The sequence below is a fragment of the Bacillus paramycoides genome, from assembly GCF_001884235.1.
In the GTDB taxonomy this organism is placed as follows: Bacteria; Bacillota; Bacilli; order Bacillales; family Bacillaceae_G; genus Bacillus_A; species Bacillus_A paramycoides.
Map to the genome: position 1 here is coordinate 62293 of NZ_MAOI01000041.1, position 14757 is coordinate 77049.

At 34.1% G+C, this 14757-nt stretch carries 18 protein-coding genes; 7 read left to right on the top strand and 11 right to left on the bottom strand.

The features are described 5' to 3' along the window. The first annotated feature begins 39 nt into the window (after positions 1-39). Complete coding sequence (locus BAU28_RS07200; protein ID WP_071718171.1) at positions 40-942, top strand: diacylglycerol/lipid kinase family protein; 903 nt, start codon at positions 40-42, stop codon at positions 940-942. Between the two features lie 89 nt (positions 943-1031). Here BAU28_RS07200 and BAU28_RS07205 read toward each other — a convergent pair whose 3' ends face one another. Then, positions 1032-1211, bottom strand: a complete 180-nt coding sequence (locus tag BAU28_RS07205; RefSeq protein WP_071718172.1) for a hypothetical protein — start codon at positions 1209-1211, stop codon at positions 1032-1034. Between the two features lie 87 nt (positions 1212-1298). Further along, on the bottom strand, positions 1299-1646 hold the full coding sequence (locus tag BAU28_RS07210; RefSeq protein WP_071718173.1) for a YxeA family protein: 348 nt from the start codon (positions 1644-1646) through the stop codon (positions 1299-1301). A gap of 178 nt (positions 1647-1824) precedes the next feature. Between BAU28_RS07210 and BAU28_RS07215 the strand changes: the two genes are divergently transcribed. Genes BAU28_RS07215 through BAU28_RS07225 form a run of 3 tightly spaced genes read left to right on the top strand, consistent with a single transcriptional unit; the run spans position 1825 to position 3225 of the window. After that, positions 1825-2283, top strand: a complete 459-nt coding sequence (locus BAU28_RS07215; protein ID WP_071718174.1) for a helix-turn-helix transcriptional regulator — start codon at positions 1825-1827, stop codon at positions 2281-2283. Positions 2284-2335: 52 nt separating this feature from the next. Further along, a complete protein-coding gene (locus tag BAU28_RS07220) occupies positions 2336-2806 on the top strand; it encodes a hypothetical protein (RefSeq protein WP_071718175.1) in 471 nt (156 codons plus the stop codon). Positions 2807-2841: 35 nt separating this feature from the next. Continuing rightward, positions 2842-3225 (top strand): hypothetical protein, encoded by a 384-nt coding sequence (locus BAU28_RS07225; RefSeq protein ID WP_071718176.1) that lies wholly within the window; start codon positions 2842-2844, stop codon positions 3223-3225. Between the two features lie 84 nt (positions 3226-3309). Here BAU28_RS07225 and BAU28_RS07230 read toward each other — a convergent pair whose 3' ends face one another. The 4 genes from BAU28_RS07230 to BAU28_RS07245 form a co-directional block, all read right to left on the bottom strand. Further along, positions 3310-3909 carry a DedA family protein gene (locus BAU28_RS07230; RefSeq protein ID WP_071718177.1) on the bottom strand — a complete coding sequence of 200 codons (600 nt, stop codon included), beginning with the start codon at positions 3907-3909 and terminating at the stop codon, positions 3310-3312. Further along, positions 3909-4487: a class I SAM-dependent methyltransferase gene (locus tag BAU28_RS07235; RefSeq protein ID WP_071718178.1), complete on the bottom strand. Its 579-nt coding sequence runs from the start codon at positions 4485-4487 to the stop codon at positions 3909-3911. The genes BAU28_RS07230 and BAU28_RS07235 overlap by 1 nt, the downstream gene beginning before the upstream one ends. Before the next feature lie 144 nt (positions 4488-4631). Then, on the bottom strand, positions 4632-6581 hold the full coding sequence (locus BAU28_RS07240) for an ABC transporter permease (RefSeq protein WP_071718179.1): 1950 nt from the start codon (positions 6579-6581) through the stop codon (positions 4632-4634). Then, positions 6568-7338 carry an ABC transporter ATP-binding protein gene (locus BAU28_RS07245; RefSeq protein ID WP_002173944.1) on the bottom strand — a complete coding sequence of 257 codons (771 nt, stop codon included), beginning with the start codon at positions 7336-7338 and terminating at the stop codon, positions 6568-6570. The genes BAU28_RS07240 and BAU28_RS07245 overlap by 14 nt, the downstream gene beginning before the upstream one ends. 306 nt (positions 7339-7644) lie before the next feature. On the opposite strand from BAU28_RS07245, the gene BAU28_RS07250 reads away from it, so the two are divergent. Then, a complete protein-coding gene (locus BAU28_RS07250; protein WP_071718180.1) occupies positions 7645-8517 on the top strand; it encodes an AraC family transcriptional regulator in 873 nt (290 codons plus the stop codon). A gap of 66 nt (positions 8518-8583) precedes the next feature. Here the strand turns inward: BAU28_RS07250 and BAU28_RS07255 are convergent, their stop codons facing one another. The 5 genes from BAU28_RS07255 to BAU28_RS07275 all read right to left on the bottom strand — a co-directional run bounded on the left by BAU28_RS07255 (position 8584) and on the right by BAU28_RS07275 (position 12578). Next, complete coding sequence (locus BAU28_RS07255) at positions 8584-10158, bottom strand: putative ABC transporter permease subunit (protein ID WP_071718181.1); 1575 nt, start codon at positions 10156-10158, stop codon at positions 8584-8586. Further along, positions 10148-10864, bottom strand: a complete 717-nt coding sequence (locus BAU28_RS07260; RefSeq protein WP_002173949.1) for an ABC transporter ATP-binding protein — start codon at positions 10862-10864, stop codon at positions 10148-10150. The genes BAU28_RS07255 and BAU28_RS07260 overlap by 11 nt, the downstream gene beginning before the upstream one ends. 146 nt (positions 10865-11010) lie before the next feature. Next, a complete protein-coding gene (locus BAU28_RS07265) occupies positions 11011-11649 on the bottom strand; it encodes an SdpI family protein (protein WP_071718182.1) in 639 nt (212 codons plus the stop codon). 24 nt (positions 11650-11673) lie between these two features. Beyond that, positions 11674-12309, bottom strand: coding sequence for an SdpI family protein (locus BAU28_RS07270; RefSeq protein WP_071718183.1), 636 nt, complete (start codon positions 12307-12309; stop codon positions 11674-11676). Then, the gene (locus BAU28_RS07275) at positions 12306-12578 is read right to left on the bottom strand and encodes an autorepressor SdpR family transcription factor (protein WP_025148842.1); all 273 of its coding nucleotides are present in this window, start codon (positions 12576-12578) and stop codon (positions 12306-12308) included. The genes BAU28_RS07270 and BAU28_RS07275 overlap by 4 nt, the downstream gene beginning before the upstream one ends. A gap of 374 nt (positions 12579-12952) precedes the next feature. Here BAU28_RS07275 and BAU28_RS07280 point away from each other — a divergent pair, with 374 nt between their 5' ends. Both BAU28_RS07280 and BAU28_RS07285 read left to right on the top strand, forming a co-directional pair. Continuing rightward, entirely contained in the window at positions 12953-13648 is a 696-nt protein-coding gene (locus BAU28_RS07280; RefSeq protein ID WP_071718184.1) for a response regulator transcription factor, read from the top strand. 2 nt (positions 13649-13650) lie between these two features. Then, positions 13651-14673 (top strand): sensor histidine kinase, encoded by a 1023-nt coding sequence (locus tag BAU28_RS07285; protein WP_071718185.1) that lies wholly within the window; start codon positions 13651-13653, stop codon positions 14671-14673. Positions 14674-14757: the final 84 nt, after the last annotated feature.

A 14757-nucleotide genomic window follows, 5' to 3' on the forward strand; every position in this document is an offset into this window, starting at 1 on the left:
TCTATCACGATTCGTAAAAGACAAAGGGAGAGAATAAAAATGACAAAGACAAAATTTGAAAAAGTACTCCTCATCGTAAATCCAAAAGCAGGACATGGTGATTTACATACGAACTTAGCGAAAATCGTACCACCACTTGCTGCCGCTTTTCCTGACCTACGCATCCTTCATACGAAACAACAAGGTGATGCAACAAACTATTGTCAGGAGTTTGCTAGTAAAGTAGATTTAATTATCGTCTTCGGTGGTGACGGAACTGTATTTGAATGCACAAACGGATTAGCCCCTCTTGAAATTAGACCTACACTTGCAATCATTCCAGGCGGAACTTGCAACGACTTCTCTCGCACACTCGGCGTTCCGCAAAACATCGCAGAAGCAGCAAAACTCATTACAAAAGGACATGTAAAACCTGTTGACGTCGCAAAAGCAAACGGACAACACTTCTTAAACTTTTGGGGCATTGGACTCGTCTCTGAAGTATCAAACAATATCGATGCTGAAGAAAAAGCAAAGCTTGGTAAAATCGGTTACTATTTAAGCACAATTCGAACTGTAAAAAACGCTGAAACATTCCCAGTAAAAATCACTTACGACGGACAAGTATATGAAAACGAAGCTGTTCTTGTTATGGTTGGAAACGGTGAATATCTCGGGGGTATCCCGTCCTTTATTCCGAACGTAAAATGTGACGACGGAACACTTGATATTTTCGTCGTAAAATCAACAGGCATTCAAGCATTTAAAGATTATATCGGGAAGAAGCTATTTGAAGACACAAACGAAAATGACATCTTCCACGTAAAAGCAAAATCCATTCATATTGAAACAGAAGAAGAAAAAGAAGTAGATACGGATGGGGAAAGTTCACTACATACACCTTGTCATATTGAACTATTACAAGGACACTTTACGATGATTTATAATCCTGCGGTTGTGTAATAAAAAAACGAGTGATATCACTCGTTTTTTCTCTTCTAATCTAGTTATGTCGTTGGATCATTTCTTGTATTTCTTCTATGAATTTATTATTAAAATATTAAATTACATTTCGAACAAAAAGGAGTGGAATTCCCTCTCCTAATTTTCGCATTACATTTTGGACAATATACATATCGTTCTTCTATCTTCTGTCGTTCCATCATATTTAAGGACACTATTCTCATACTACACATAATCCCAATTAAAATAAGGCTAAAAATGAGTAGCACAACTCTCCCCCTCCTCCGCTATCAATACAATTATATATCACCATAAAATAACAAAACCGATGCTCTCATCGAGAATCGGTTTTATACTTACAACCCTAACTTCGCCTTCGCACCATCAGGAATTTTATCTGTCGTTACTTGTACTTTATCATGTAAGAACTGCCCTCTCGTAATGACATGCCAATACGAGCCTTTCGGTAATTCATCTACTGCATCAATCGTAACTTCTTTTGATTCTCCTTTTTCATTATAAGCTGTCACTTTATATTCACGGCCTTTATTTCCGCTTAACTCTTTTCCATCATTATCAATCACTGCGTAACGATATTCTAAATCAAGAAATGGATTCATTCTATCAATCGCAGCACTCCCGTTTAATAAATATGCTGCTCCTGCCACGATGATAAATACTGATACAAGTATAAATCTTTTCATCTATATTCCACCTTTCATTATGTTTTTCTGTAGGACGTTTTTAAGTATAGAGCGTATTTCTTAATAAAAACTCGTACGGTTTCTTAACATTTTCTTAAACTAAAAGTGAAATATTAATTAACAAGATCAAAATAATATAAGGTAACTCTTTACACTATACAAGAAAGGAAGATGTATGATGGATAAGCAAGAATTTATTGAACTCGTCAATTCAAAATTAAAACTAATCCGTGTTGAAAACGATTTATCACAAGATAAAATGTCAGAGATTATCGGTTTATCAAAAAAAACACTAGTAGAAATTGAAAAGGGTAGACGCACCCTCACATGGGCAGGCGCAGTTTGTGTCGTAACACTCTTTGAACAGAGCGATACAGTCCAGATGACCTTCGGAGATGATGTGAATGAAATTATAAAAACAATCGCTTTTACACATTACAATACGAATTTCCCGAAGACTTTAGGAGGAAAAGTATGGTGGCGACAAATAAAAGAATTAAACGGTTATCAAATACAACAAAATATTCTATCTCAACACTACAGAATTTTAGATAAAGAAGACCACAGAATATGTCATTCATTTGAATTGGATGAAATTGAACAAAGATTTATGGAAATGGCAAAAACAGCTGAATAAAAATATCGAAAAATATTTTATTTATACGAAACAATGAAAGGAATAAAATGATATGAAAAAAATAATTATTACAACTTTATCCCTTGGCCTATTAATGGGATTATCAACTGTTGTGTTTGCAAATACAAGTTCAAAAACTGAAGGTTACACGGCGGAATTAACTCATTTCAAATTAACTAATCCTAATATCACAAGCTCAGAAGTCGATTCAATAATGAAGCAAAGAGAAGAATTAGATGTATTATATAAACAGCTAGATGAATTAGAACTGCGTTATGGAATTCGTGTTGATAATACAAAAAATCCACATAAAGAATCGAAACACCTAGATGATTTACCAACGGCTCAGCGAGAAAAGTGCCTTCAGCTAAGTATCAAAATTTGGGATGAAGAGCTTCAGTTTTTAGATGCGCAATATAAAGCTGGTCTCATAAAAGAAGATATGTATACAGTTGAAAAGAATAATTTTAAGTCCTTTAAAGAAAAAGATTTACAAGAATTAACTCAATTAACTAAGCGCTAATTGATACTATAATCACATTTCGGAGCGTAATTCAAATGAAAAAACAAACAATCATTACCACTTTAAACGCCTTAATAATTAGTATGCTAATATTAAATTTATTTATTTTCACATCACGAATGAGCTTTTTACCTTGGTATATTGAAGATGGTTGGGGATATTTAGGATTATTATTTACATCCGTTGTTTTCTTAATTAGCTTCTTTATGTCTTGGCAACTTCATAAAAATGGAGAATTAACTTCTTTACAAAAGTTCATCCCTCTTATTTCTGCCATACTTTCAATCTTTGTTCTTATGATTCCATCAAGTGATTTTATGACTATAGTAGCCAATCTGATCAATACAATTTTATTAACAATTTATATAATTGTATTTCAAACAAAGCCTAATTTAAGTAATAAGAATCTATTACATTAAAAAGAAAGGAGAGTTATTCTACAAAATAACTCTCCTTTTATAATTTTTTACACTACTCCCAATGATCATAAACCTTTATTCTATCTACTTACTCATCACTGTACTTCTTCTTTGCCTATACAAATAAGTACCACTCGTAACAACAAGAACAATCCCGCCAAAATACATACCATACTCTATCGCGATCGCTACAATACTTTCAATATGTTGTCCAAATAAAGAACCGAGTACAAAGTAAACGAGTGTCCAAACAAATCCTGTCGTATAGGAATACAAAGCATACGTCTTAAATCGCATGTTATTCATTCCAACTAAATACGGTACGATATGTCTTACAACTGGTATGAAGTAACTTGTGACTAACGCATAATGACCATACCTCTCTACCATTTGTTGAGATTTCAAAAGATATTTCGCTTTTTTCTTTTTCATTAGCTTATCAAGTACTTTCGTACCAAATATTTTCCCTAGTATATAACCTAAAGAAAGCCCGGATACAACACCTAAATATGTTAATAAAAATGTAGGAATGATGCTTAATACCCCTAGTGAGGATACAAAACCTCCACTCATTACAATCATTTCATCTGGAATCGGCATACCGATAATCCCTAACCATAAACAGAAAAATAGTGCCCAATAACCGTATTGCTCAATGTAGGATAATAATTCATTTAATTCCATTACGCATATGCTCTCCTTAGCTCTTTTTTACAGCTAAAGACGTAAGCTGGCGGGAAATTGAGCCACACTTTTTCTAGCGCAATTTCAGGGAAGAAATGCTGTATAAACCCTTTTTTCACAAGTGAATATTGGAATGTAATGAATTCTCCATTCTCATGTATCACTTCCATGACATTGTTTAAAATACGCTTTGAAACTTCTTCTGGTAAAGAAGTAAAAGGTAATCCAGATAAGACGTAATCAATGTATTCTATATTGAACTCTTCCATATACTTCTTTATATTTTCAGCTGAACCGTGTACAACAATGACATTCTGCTCATCTTTAAACTTTCTCTTTAACTCTTTGAAAAACACTTCATTAATTTCAATAAGAAGAAATATTGTCTCCTTCTTCTTTCTCTTCATAATCTCTCTCGTAAAAACCCCTGTACCAGGCCCTAACTCCACGATACACTTCGCTCTATTAAAATCGATTATATTTACCATTTTCTTCGCTAATATTTTTGAACTTGGCGCAATTGCACCAGTATGCTTCGGATGTTTAATAAATTCATTTAAGAATGTTATGAGCTGCATGTAAACCTCTCCCCATTCGTTCAATTGTTTTTAACTTGTGTCTAAGTATAACTATCGTTTCTTAACAAAAATTGAGGAGATTTCTTAAGATTTTATGAAGAATTAAAAAAACAGCTATCGCCTATAGCGATAGCTGTTTCGTTATTACTTCGCACTCACAATCTTATAATAAGAACGAACTGTTAAGAAATAATATCCGATATAAATGACACCGTATACTCCAATACTAATTAAGAGCGGAATCATAATTTCAAATGGTAATATATTTGATAAACCTTTTAAAGCAAATAGACTGTGTAAAATACCGATAATTAACGGAATAGCGAAGATAAAGCTTACTTGTTTTGCAATAGCTTTCTTCATCTCTTGTTTCGTTACACCAATTTTATGAAGGACAACGTAACGATCACGGTCAGCACTTGCCTCTGTTAATTGCTTGAAGTAAATGATAGATCCTGTCGCTAATAAGAATACAAGTCCTAAGAACATACCGATGAACATCATTAATCCTGTCGTTTCAAGACCCATTTGGAATCCTGTATAAAAATCGTTAAATGGTTTTAAAACTTCCGATTCACCAGCCGGCATAATGCTTGCTAATTTCTCTGTTAACTCTTTACTATTTCGTTCACCTTTTACATCAATATTTTTTACAGTGCGCGTTTCATGTCCTTGTTTCGCCTGCTCATATGTTTCATCTGAAACGATTACAAATAGTTCACCTAAGTTTGTAACGTTTCTATTATTTACACCTTTAATTTTCAATTCTTTCGTTTCATTTCCAACAGGGAATACAGCTGTATTTCCTGTATAAAGCGGACCAAAATCTAATGTTTCAATATATAAACTGTCGTATACAAACGCTTCATTTGGACTTAAATTCACATTGTTTACATCTAATTGTTTTGCAATTTTATTAAATGTTGATTGAGAAATAAGCTGGTACTGTTTCGTCACATTGTAATGTGTATTTAAAACTTGATCTGCTCTTTCTCCTTTAAAGGTTCCTTGTACAGGTACCATTTCAATTTCTGATTGATGCGTTACTGGATGATTTTTCTTCTCTTCAGCAAGTACTTCATTTACTTTCTTATCTAATGCCGCATCTTGTTTCACATAAGAATAACTAAATGGTGCCGCATCTTTTGATTGTGTAAATGTGTTGTAATACATCGTTACTGACGTTCCAACTGCTGTTAATGTTACCGCACTTAAAATAGCAATTGTCGCAAGTGATTTCGCATTTCCTTTAATACGATATAGTAACTGAGATGTCGTTACCATATTCATACCGTTATAAAACGCTGACTTATTATTTCTTGCACGTTTCAATACGAATACTGTGAAGAACATGAATAATAGATAAGTCCCTGCTACTGTTGCCAGCAAAATGTATAATGCAACGACCATAAAGTCTGCATACATAACTGCTTTCATGTACATTAACGCTAAGAAATAACCTGAACCAATTAGGAACACTGAAATTAATGCCATAACTACTGATCCTTTTGGCATTGATTCACCTTCACGTTCTGCGCGGAAAAGTTCAATTAACTTAAAACGATAAATTAAACGATATCCTTGAAGTGATGTATACAATATAATCACGAAGAAAATAATTGCCGTATCAATAACTGCAGCCATCGGCACTTCAAAATGAACATTTAAGTTTAATCCCATCATACTTACTAGTAGTTCAAGGAATAGTTTTGAAAGGACACTACCAATCGCAATCCCGATAATTAAAGACATTAATCCCATTAACATATTTTCATAAAAGAGCATTTTACCAATCTGTCTTTTACGAATACCTAATAAGGAATATAATCCAACTTCTTTTTTACGTTTTCGTGTAAAGAATCCGTTTGAATATATAATGAACACTGCTACGAAAATAATAAGCATGACACTGGAAACTTGGAATGCACCGCTAATTTTTTTAGAACCTTCCGCGGCTTTTTCCATTTGCGAATTGTACTGCAGTGCTTTAAATGTAAAGTAAATTACAATACTAAAAATCATAGATGCAAAATATACAAAGTAGTCTTTAAAGTTCCGCTGTATGTTGCGGAGGGCAATGCTAGATAAGGTCATCAGCCATACCTCCAGAAATGGAAGACATTACGTCAACGACTTTTTGGAAAAATTGTTTACGCGTTGATTCACCGCGGTGCAATTCTTTATATAACTCACCATCTTTAATGAAAATAACTCGTTTACAATAACTCGCCGCAAACGCATCATGCGTTACCATTAAAATTGTAGAGTTATCATATTCATTTAACGACTTCATACTTTCTAATAAATCTGTCGCTGATTTAGAATCAAGCGCTCCAGTCGGCTCGTCCCCAAAGATCATACTAGGATTGGTAACGATCGCACGCGATGCCGCACAGCGCTGCTTCTGTCCACCAGATACTTGATATGGAAACTGACTTAAAATATGATCAATACCGAATTTCTTCGAGATTTCAAGAACGCGGCGATCAATTTCATTCGCTTTCACCTTTGATAATGCAAGAGGTAAAGCAATATTTTCTTTTACCGTTAACGTATCTAATAAGTTATAATCTTGGAAAATGAATCCTAAATGATCGCGGCGGAATAATGCTAGCTTATCATCATTCATCTTCACGATGTCTTTTCCATCAATTAAAATTTCACCGTCCGTCGCATTATCAATTGTAGAAAGAACATTTAAAAGAGTTGTCTTACCAGAACCAGAAGGTCCCATAATTCCAACGAACTCACCTTCTTTTACTTGTAGGTTAATACCTTTTAACGCTTCAAATTTATTACCACCTGTGTCATATACTTTTTTTATATTTTTTGCTTCTAACACCGTTTTCATCTCGACATCCCTCATTTCTTCTATTCTCTATTTTCAACTATATACACTCTCTACTCTTGCCACTATCGATGTCTCTTACACAAACATGACAGTTATGTAAGGCACACAAGTAAAGACATCATAATTTAACCTACTGAATGAAAGTACTTTGTTACTATAACATTGGGATATCATGCCATCCATTCATTCTCCTTACAGGAACATTACATTTTTGTAAGGTTAAAAATGCACCCGACAAAGTTGTGCATGAAATGTCGGATGGAGCTATTTCATTCCTGCTATTCTATTTACAGAGGAGGTCATATAATGGATTCACTTAAAAATATGAATGCGGCAATGCAATATATTGAAGACAACCTTGCACACGAAATTGATTTTAAAAAAGTAGCAAGGCTAGCTTTCTGCTCCGAATATCATTTCAAAAGAATGTTTTCTTTTCTAGCCGGCATATCACTATCGGAATATATTCGCTATCGACGTCTTACTCTTGCGGCCTTTGAACTAAAAGATAGCGATATAAAAGTCATCGATGTCGCTATAAAATATGGATACAACTCACCAGATTCTTTTTCACGTGCATTTCAAAATTTGCACGGAATAACACCTTCAGAAGCTCGAAATACTAGCCGTTCTTTGAAAGCTTATTCACCAATGACCTTCCAGTTATCGATTAAAGGAGGAAATGAAATGAACTATCGAATTGAAGAAAAAGATCCATTTCAAATCGTTGGCATACAAAAACGAGTCCCGATTGTTTTTACTGGTGTAAATGAAGAAATTGCTTCTATGTGGAAAAGTTTAGATAGCCAATCAATCGAAATATTAAAGTCCCTTTCAAATATTGAACCTACAGGATTTATTAGTGCTTCTACTAACTTTTCTGAAGGAAGAATGGAGGAAAAAGGAGAACTCGATCACTATATTGGAGTAGCTACAACGAAAGATTGTCCAAAGCAATTCAAGCAACTTGAGGTTGCTGCTTCAACGTGGGCTATATTTGAAGCTATTGGTCCATTTCCTGATGCTTTGCAAAACGTGTGGGGACGTATTTATTCCGAATGGTTCCCTTCTTCAAACTATGAACTAGCAGAAGGACCAGAGATTTTATGGAATGAACAGAAAGATATAACATCACCAAACTTTAAAAGTGAAATTTGGATACCCGTTTTGAAGAGGTAATATAAGAGTCTAAACCTTTTTCAAAACAAAGAAACTGCTCTTCCTATTTAAAGGAAAAGCAGCTTTTTATTTTATACTTCTTCTCGACTCGTTCTTATACAAGAATATAGTAATAATCGCAAGCACTATAACAACTACAAAAGTAAATACTCTGTAGTTCGAGATAGCAGCAGTACCGATTAACAAGGCCGGTATAACAGCCACAATTAAGCCACCAAACATGCCAACAAATGATCCTACACTTTGTTTTACTACTTGAGTTTCTGATCCCCAATCATAATAACCAAATCGATTATTAATAAAAATCCCCCATACTGCCGAAAAGAATGAATATATTATCGGTGTTATTACGATTAAAAGAGAACTCCAAACATCTAGTTTTAACCCTATTATCAGTAATACGGCACTAATAAATGATGCAGGTATACTTAATGAAAGATTCATAAGAATTTTACTGTCATAAATCATCTTTGGGGTAATAGGCAATGACTTAATAATCCATACATTTTTTCCTTCTAAAGACAATGACACACATGTTGTACATGTCATCGAAATCATTGCTGCAATAGCAAATGGTGCAACCTTTTGCAAAATCGTCTCAATTCCAGGATACGCTATTAATTGACTTGGTCCTATCACAACTATAGCCAGCGAGAAAGCTATCGCCAGCACAACTCCCATTCCACTATTTATTACATACACTGTAGAAGAAAAGAAACGCTTCAGTTCTTTTTTATACAATGCGACCAATACACTTTCTTTTCTCATACTAGTAATCTCATAATTTGAAAGCATATGATAAGTGGTAATCCCTGTGTTTATTTGCTTATATTTTAACGAAAGTATTTTTACAAAAAGATAATACCAAATAACTGATATCCCAACAAATAAGATGAAAGCTACAATATCAGCATGAACAATTGCTTTTTGGAACATGCTAGCTAATGGATACACTTTCGTTAATTGCTCTGAAACCATTGTACTAATTCCATTCATATCATTAAGGCTATATTGAGCATTTCCGTTTTTTAGCATGAAGAAAACGAATGTAATAATTACTATAAAACTTAAAATCGTAGTTATTTTATTCGTATTTTTAAATTTAGAAGCAATTGCCGTAATCCCAGCTCCAAAGATCGCTGCTATTGTTGTTGGGATTAAAGATGCTATAAACATACTGATAAACCACATAAAGTAAAAAGAAATTGATGGCTTCTCATGTATGCCATAAACAACTCCCATTGGTAGCATGATTATGATTGAAAAGAGTGTATTTAGCAAATATAAATACAAAAACCTACTTGTAATAACAGTACTTACACGAATCGGTAATGACATTAAAAAATCGTAATCCTTAAAAGCAAAAATCTCTCCATTTGCCTTAAATATAGTGAAAAACAACGTCAATACACTGCTAATAACTAGTGCATAAACTGGGATAATTTCACTTATTCCTAGTTTCACCAACCCATATGCTGAGGCCCCACAATATAGCATTAACATGACACCAACTAAGACAAGAGATGCTGACAGCCAAATCTTATTCTGCTTCTTTTTCTTATCTTTTTCGTATCTAAAAGTATTTAAACCAAGCTGCGTTATCAACCGGATTTTCAAAAGGCCCAGACTATTAGTATTCATTAGCAAGCTCCTTCATAAAGAGCTCTTCCAATGAGCCTTCCTTTATTAAAGAATTCACTTCCCCTGAAAGTGCTAATTTCCCTCTATTAATCATCGCTATTTTATTACATAACTTCTCCGCCACATCTAAAACATGCGTAGAAAAGAAAATCGCACTTCCCTTTTCACAAAGCTCTTTCATAATCCCTTTCAATACTACAGCAGCCTTTGGATCAAGACCAACGAAAGGTTCATCTAAAACTAATAATTTCGGTTTATGCAAAACCGCTGATATAATCGCCACTTTTTGTTTCATACCATGTGAATAAGAAGATATTAAATCTCCTAGATACGGTGTAATCTCAAAAGCATCTCCGTACTTTTGTATCTCCTTTTCCCGATCTTTTGCAGACACCTTAAAAACATCGGCGACAAAGTTCAAATATTGAATTCCCGTTAATTGCTCATATAAATCTGGATTATCAGGAATATACGCCATTACTCTCTTACATGCAATCGGATCCTTTTTTACTGAATGTCCATCAACAAAAATTTCACCCTCTTCAAAATCTATAACTCCTACTAACGACTTAATTGTTGTACTTTTCCCCGCACCGTTATGTCCAATAAACCCAAAGATATCTCCTGCTTGAACAGTAATATTTAACTGATCTACTGCTTTATTGCCACCTTTGTATGTCTTGCTAAAATTTATAATTTCTAACATATGATTTCCCCCAATCACCTATTAGTTAACTGAATTTTCAGACCTAATAACAAAAAATTTACTCAGTGAGCTTTTCGTTATCCCCACTGAGTATTAAAATCTCTTAACACATAGAAACTATAAATATAAAATTTGACTAGTATAGCTCACAATTGCATTTCTTTTTTATAAATAACATATGATTTTATTGTTGATATGAAGATACATATTAGTATCACTCCAACCGCCATAAAGATATTGAATGGATCTGGCAGTAACGCTCCCGCATATATACAAAGTGCTCCTATTACAAATACCTTCGAAGCAAATCTATGTGTTTTTCTCCAAACTACAGGATTTTCTAATGTCCAGTCCATTCGAATACCTACTAAACCGTTCGGCTTCGTTTGTTGCATGTAATTACCCAGTACAAGAAACAACGTTCCAAGTCCGAAATTAAAGGCGATTGAGCCTGAAGCAATATAATTAGATGCAGCTAAGAGCGCAAATATATTACATCCGAACCCTATAAAAAGAATGGCATAGTTAATTGCAGAGAGGACTTTAGCTTGCTGTTTATACTTACCTTTCGTTACATCAATATACCCCATAGCTAGCCATATCAAATATAGCAACACCATACTACCTATTGAAAATGAACTCGCCTCTACTTTAGAAAAATATCCATCTACTATTCCTGCCGCATTATAATGGCGCGGAATTTGTTCCGGTAAATATGGCCATACAATATACCATCCAATTGCAATTGCAATAATTAAACTCCATGGTAATACGTGTCTTTTCATCCTCTCTCCCCCATAAATTTTTTATTAAGCCCCTATCTCTTTCTTATAAGCCACATAGGAATATCCCATCGTTAGTCCTACTGCCCCAATAATAATTCCAACTATTAAGAAAGATTTCCATGCTGCTGGTGCAAAAATACTTAAAATCATAATAACTCCTAATACAACAAACACTTTTCCGCTAAAACGGTGTGTCTTTCTCCACACTTCTTCGTTACTTAATGTCCAAGGGGTTTTTATACCTACAAAGTAATTTGGTTTGCACTGCGGTAAATAGTTTCCCATCACTATAAATAAAAGACCAACAATAATATACGGTGTACTATTCATCGGAATTTCGTAACCTAATCCTACTCCAATTACAAGCATATTTACTAAAAATAATACTACTAGTACGCTATAATTCATTATCGTATAACTTTTAGAAAATTTATCGTAGTTCTTTTTCTTAGGATCAATCTTTGGGGTAATTGTTAATAAAATATAAACAAAAATCATAATCCCAAATGTCAACAGCATTGCATTAAACCTTGAAGCAAAGCCATTCACACCTTCAGTTCCCCAATGAATTGCCATAGTATCCGGTAAATTCGGCCATGCATATGCCCAAGCTAGACCAGTTATAAAAATTAATATAATTGCGATAAGATGCTTCCTCATTTCCCCTCTACCCCCTTATTCGTAAATGTAAACACCCAAGTTAATAAATCTTGAAATACAGTTGTGTTTAAAGAATACACAACGAATTGTCCTCTTTTTTCATCTTGAATAAGTTCAGCATTTTTAAGTGCATTTAAGTGGTGTGAAATACTTGGTTTTGTCATATTGAAATGTTCGGCAATTTCACCAGCGGTTAAATCACCTTCTTTTAATAAATCTAAAATCTTTCGCCTTGTTGGATCTGCTAATGCTTTAAATGCTTGATTCAATGTCTTTCTTCCTTTCAATAATTAGACATTTAGATATTTATCTAAATGTTAAAATGATTTCAGTTAATTGTCAATTATATATAAGGCCCTTTTTACTTTTTCCACTTTTGACCTATACTGTTTACTATATAAAGTGAAACTTTAATCAGTGGGGGTTTTACGGACAGTTGATATCTTTATTTTTACTTCGTACGGGGCAGAAAAAGGCTCTGACCGCTTCTATGCATGGCTGGATCCTCTCTCTCCCTAAAAAGAAAGGTTCTATGTCCTTTTTTAATTTGTATATTTATATAGCTTATATTTCAACATAATGAAAAGACTTGAAACACATGATACACTATAGCTACAATTGTTTTTTTAGGAGGAATATACATATGTATAAAATTTTAATCGTTGAAGACGATCCAAATATTTCAACATTACTACAATCTCACATTCAAAAGTACGGTTATGAAGCTGTTGTTGCGGAGAATTTCGATGATATTATGGAATCGTTTAACGCAGTGAAGCCACATCTTGTTTTACTTGATGTAAATTTACCGAAATTCGATGGATTCTACTGGTGCCGTCAAATTCGTCATGAATCGACTTGTCCAATTATTTTCATTTCGGCACGTGCAGGTGAAATGGAACAAATTATGGCGATTGAAAGCGGTGCGGATGATTACATTACAAAACCGTTCCACTACGACGTTGTAATGGCGAAAATTAAAGGGCAATTACGTCGTATTTACGGTGATTATGCACCAAATATTTCTGAGCGCATTGTTGAAGTAGAAGGGCTAAAATTATTCCCTGAGCGCCCAGAAATTCATTTTGGGGCTGAACAAGTTCTTTTAACAAAGAAAGAGGCGATTTTAGCAGAAATGCTATTATCTAAATTCCCTCGTACAGCAAGCCGTGAAGATTTATTAGCTGCCCTTTGGGATGATGAGAGCTTCGTTGAAGAAAATACATTAAACGTAAACATTACGCGTCTTCGTAAAAAGTTTAATGAGCTTGGTATTGAGAACTCTATTGAAACAGTACGTGGACTCGGGTATCGTTTTAACGCAACTTGGAGTGAATAAGCATGAAGCTATTTTTACGTGATCATTTTGCATTTTTTCTATTATATGTATTAAACTTCGGAATCATTTTCGTTCTCTATGATGCAGTAGATGGATTTCAAAATAATAAGTTTTACTTCATCGTTTTAAGTTTATACTTATTCATCTGTTTCCTCGTCTATCGTTACGTTCGTAACCGTAGAATGTATCACAGATTAAGTGAACCACCAGAAAAAATGGAAGATGCATTTATTGAAAGAGCGACTGCTCCTATGCCCCACGGTGTAAACGAGCTCGTTCGTACGCAATATCGCCTATTCCAAAAAGACCTACAAACATTCGAAGTAAAACAACAAGAACACCAACTATTTATTAACCATTGGGTACATCAAATGAAAACGCCTGTTTCTGTCATGCAGCTTATGGTACTTGAAATGGAAGATGAACATTTAATCCCGAAATTTAAAAAAGAGTTAGAGCGACTAAATCAAGGACTCGATATGGCTTTATACATGGCAAGATTGAATAATTTCCATGAAGACTTCCACGTTGAGACAATCTCATTAAAAGATACTGTAACAAAAAATATTAACGGATTAAAAGAACTATTCATTCGTAATGGTGTCTTCCCTGTTTTAGAAGTTCATTCTGATTTAAAAGTTGCTTCTGATGCGAAATGGCTAAAGTTCATCATTTATCAGTTAATGACAAATGCCGTTCGCTATTCTGGTGAACGCGGAAAGAAAGTTTTCTTATCAGCTTATCGAAACGGAAAAGATATTATCTTGGAAGTTCGTGACGAAGGCGTCGGTATTCCGCAAGAAGATGTTCGAAGAGTATTTGAACCATTTTACACTGGAAAAAATGGTCGTACATTCGGAGAATCTACTGGCATGGGACTTTATATCGTAAGTAAAATTTGTGATTATTTAGGTCATTCCGTGAAACTAGACTCTGAAGTTGGTAAAGGAACGACGATTAAAATCATCTTCCACAACGCTGCAAATAATCAAGCAGAAACTACGGAGAAGGTGACCGAAGCATGATCATAACATATGCTAGCAAAATGTATGAGAACTTACTCTCATACATTTTTTGCAATGAAACTACATATTGTCCTTCTAAACGGA

Bases quoted from the DNA above. Each gene is read 5' to 3' on its own strand.
- BAU28_RS07255 (WP_071718181.1), bottom strand. From the start codon at position 10,158: ATGAATACTAATAGTCTGGGCCTTTTGAAAATCCGGTTGATAACGCAG.
- BAU28_RS07280 (WP_071718184.1), top strand. From the start codon at position 12,953: ATGTATAAAATTTTAATCGTTGAAGACGATCCAAATATTTCAACATTA.
- BAU28_RS07200 (WP_071718171.1), top strand. From the start codon at position 40: ATGACAAAGACAAAATTTGAAAAAGTACTCCTCATCGTAAATCCAAAA.
- BAU28_RS07245 (WP_002173944.1), bottom strand. From the start codon at position 7,338: ATGAAAACGGTGTTAGAAGCAAAAAATATAAAAAAAGTATATGACACA.
- BAU28_RS07225 (WP_071718176.1), top strand. From the start codon at position 2,842: ATGAAAAAACAAACAATCATTACCACTTTAAACGCCTTAATAATTAGT.
- BAU28_RS07250 (WP_071718180.1), top strand. From the start codon at position 7,645: ATGGATTCACTTAAAAATATGAATGCGGCAATGCAATATATTGAAGAC.
- BAU28_RS07265 (WP_071718182.1), bottom strand. From the start codon at position 11,649: ATGAAAAGACACGTATTACCATGGAGTTTAATTATTGCAATTGCAATT.
- BAU28_RS07230 (WP_071718177.1), bottom strand. From the start codon at position 3,909: ATGGAATTAAATGAATTATTATCCTACATTGAGCAATACGGTTATTGG.
- BAU28_RS07270 (WP_071718183.1), bottom strand. From the start codon at position 12,309: ATGAGGAAGCATCTTATCGCAATTATATTAATTTTTATAACTGGTCTA.
- BAU28_RS07220 (WP_071718175.1), top strand. From the start codon at position 2,336: ATGAAAAAAATAATTATTACAACTTTATCCCTTGGCCTATTAATGGGA.
- BAU28_RS07285 (WP_071718185.1), top strand. From the start codon at position 13,651: ATGAAGCTATTTTTACGTGATCATTTTGCATTTTTTCTATTATATGTA.
- BAU28_RS07240 (WP_071718179.1), bottom strand. From the start codon at position 6,581: ATGACCTTATCTAGCATTGCCCTCCGCAACATACAGCGGAACTTTAAA.
- BAU28_RS07260 (WP_002173949.1), bottom strand. From the start codon at position 10,864: ATGTTAGAAATTATAAATTTTAGCAAGACATACAAAGGTGGCAATAAA.
- BAU28_RS07215 (WP_071718174.1), top strand. From the start codon at position 1,825: ATGGATAAGCAAGAATTTATTGAACTCGTCAATTCAAAATTAAAACTA.
- BAU28_RS07210 (WP_071718173.1), bottom strand. From the start codon at position 1,646: ATGAAAAGATTTATACTTGTATCAGTATTTATCATCGTGGCAGGAGCA.
- BAU28_RS07235 (WP_071718178.1), bottom strand. From the start codon at position 4,487: ATGCAGCTCATAACATTCTTAAATGAATTTATTAAACATCCGAAGCAT.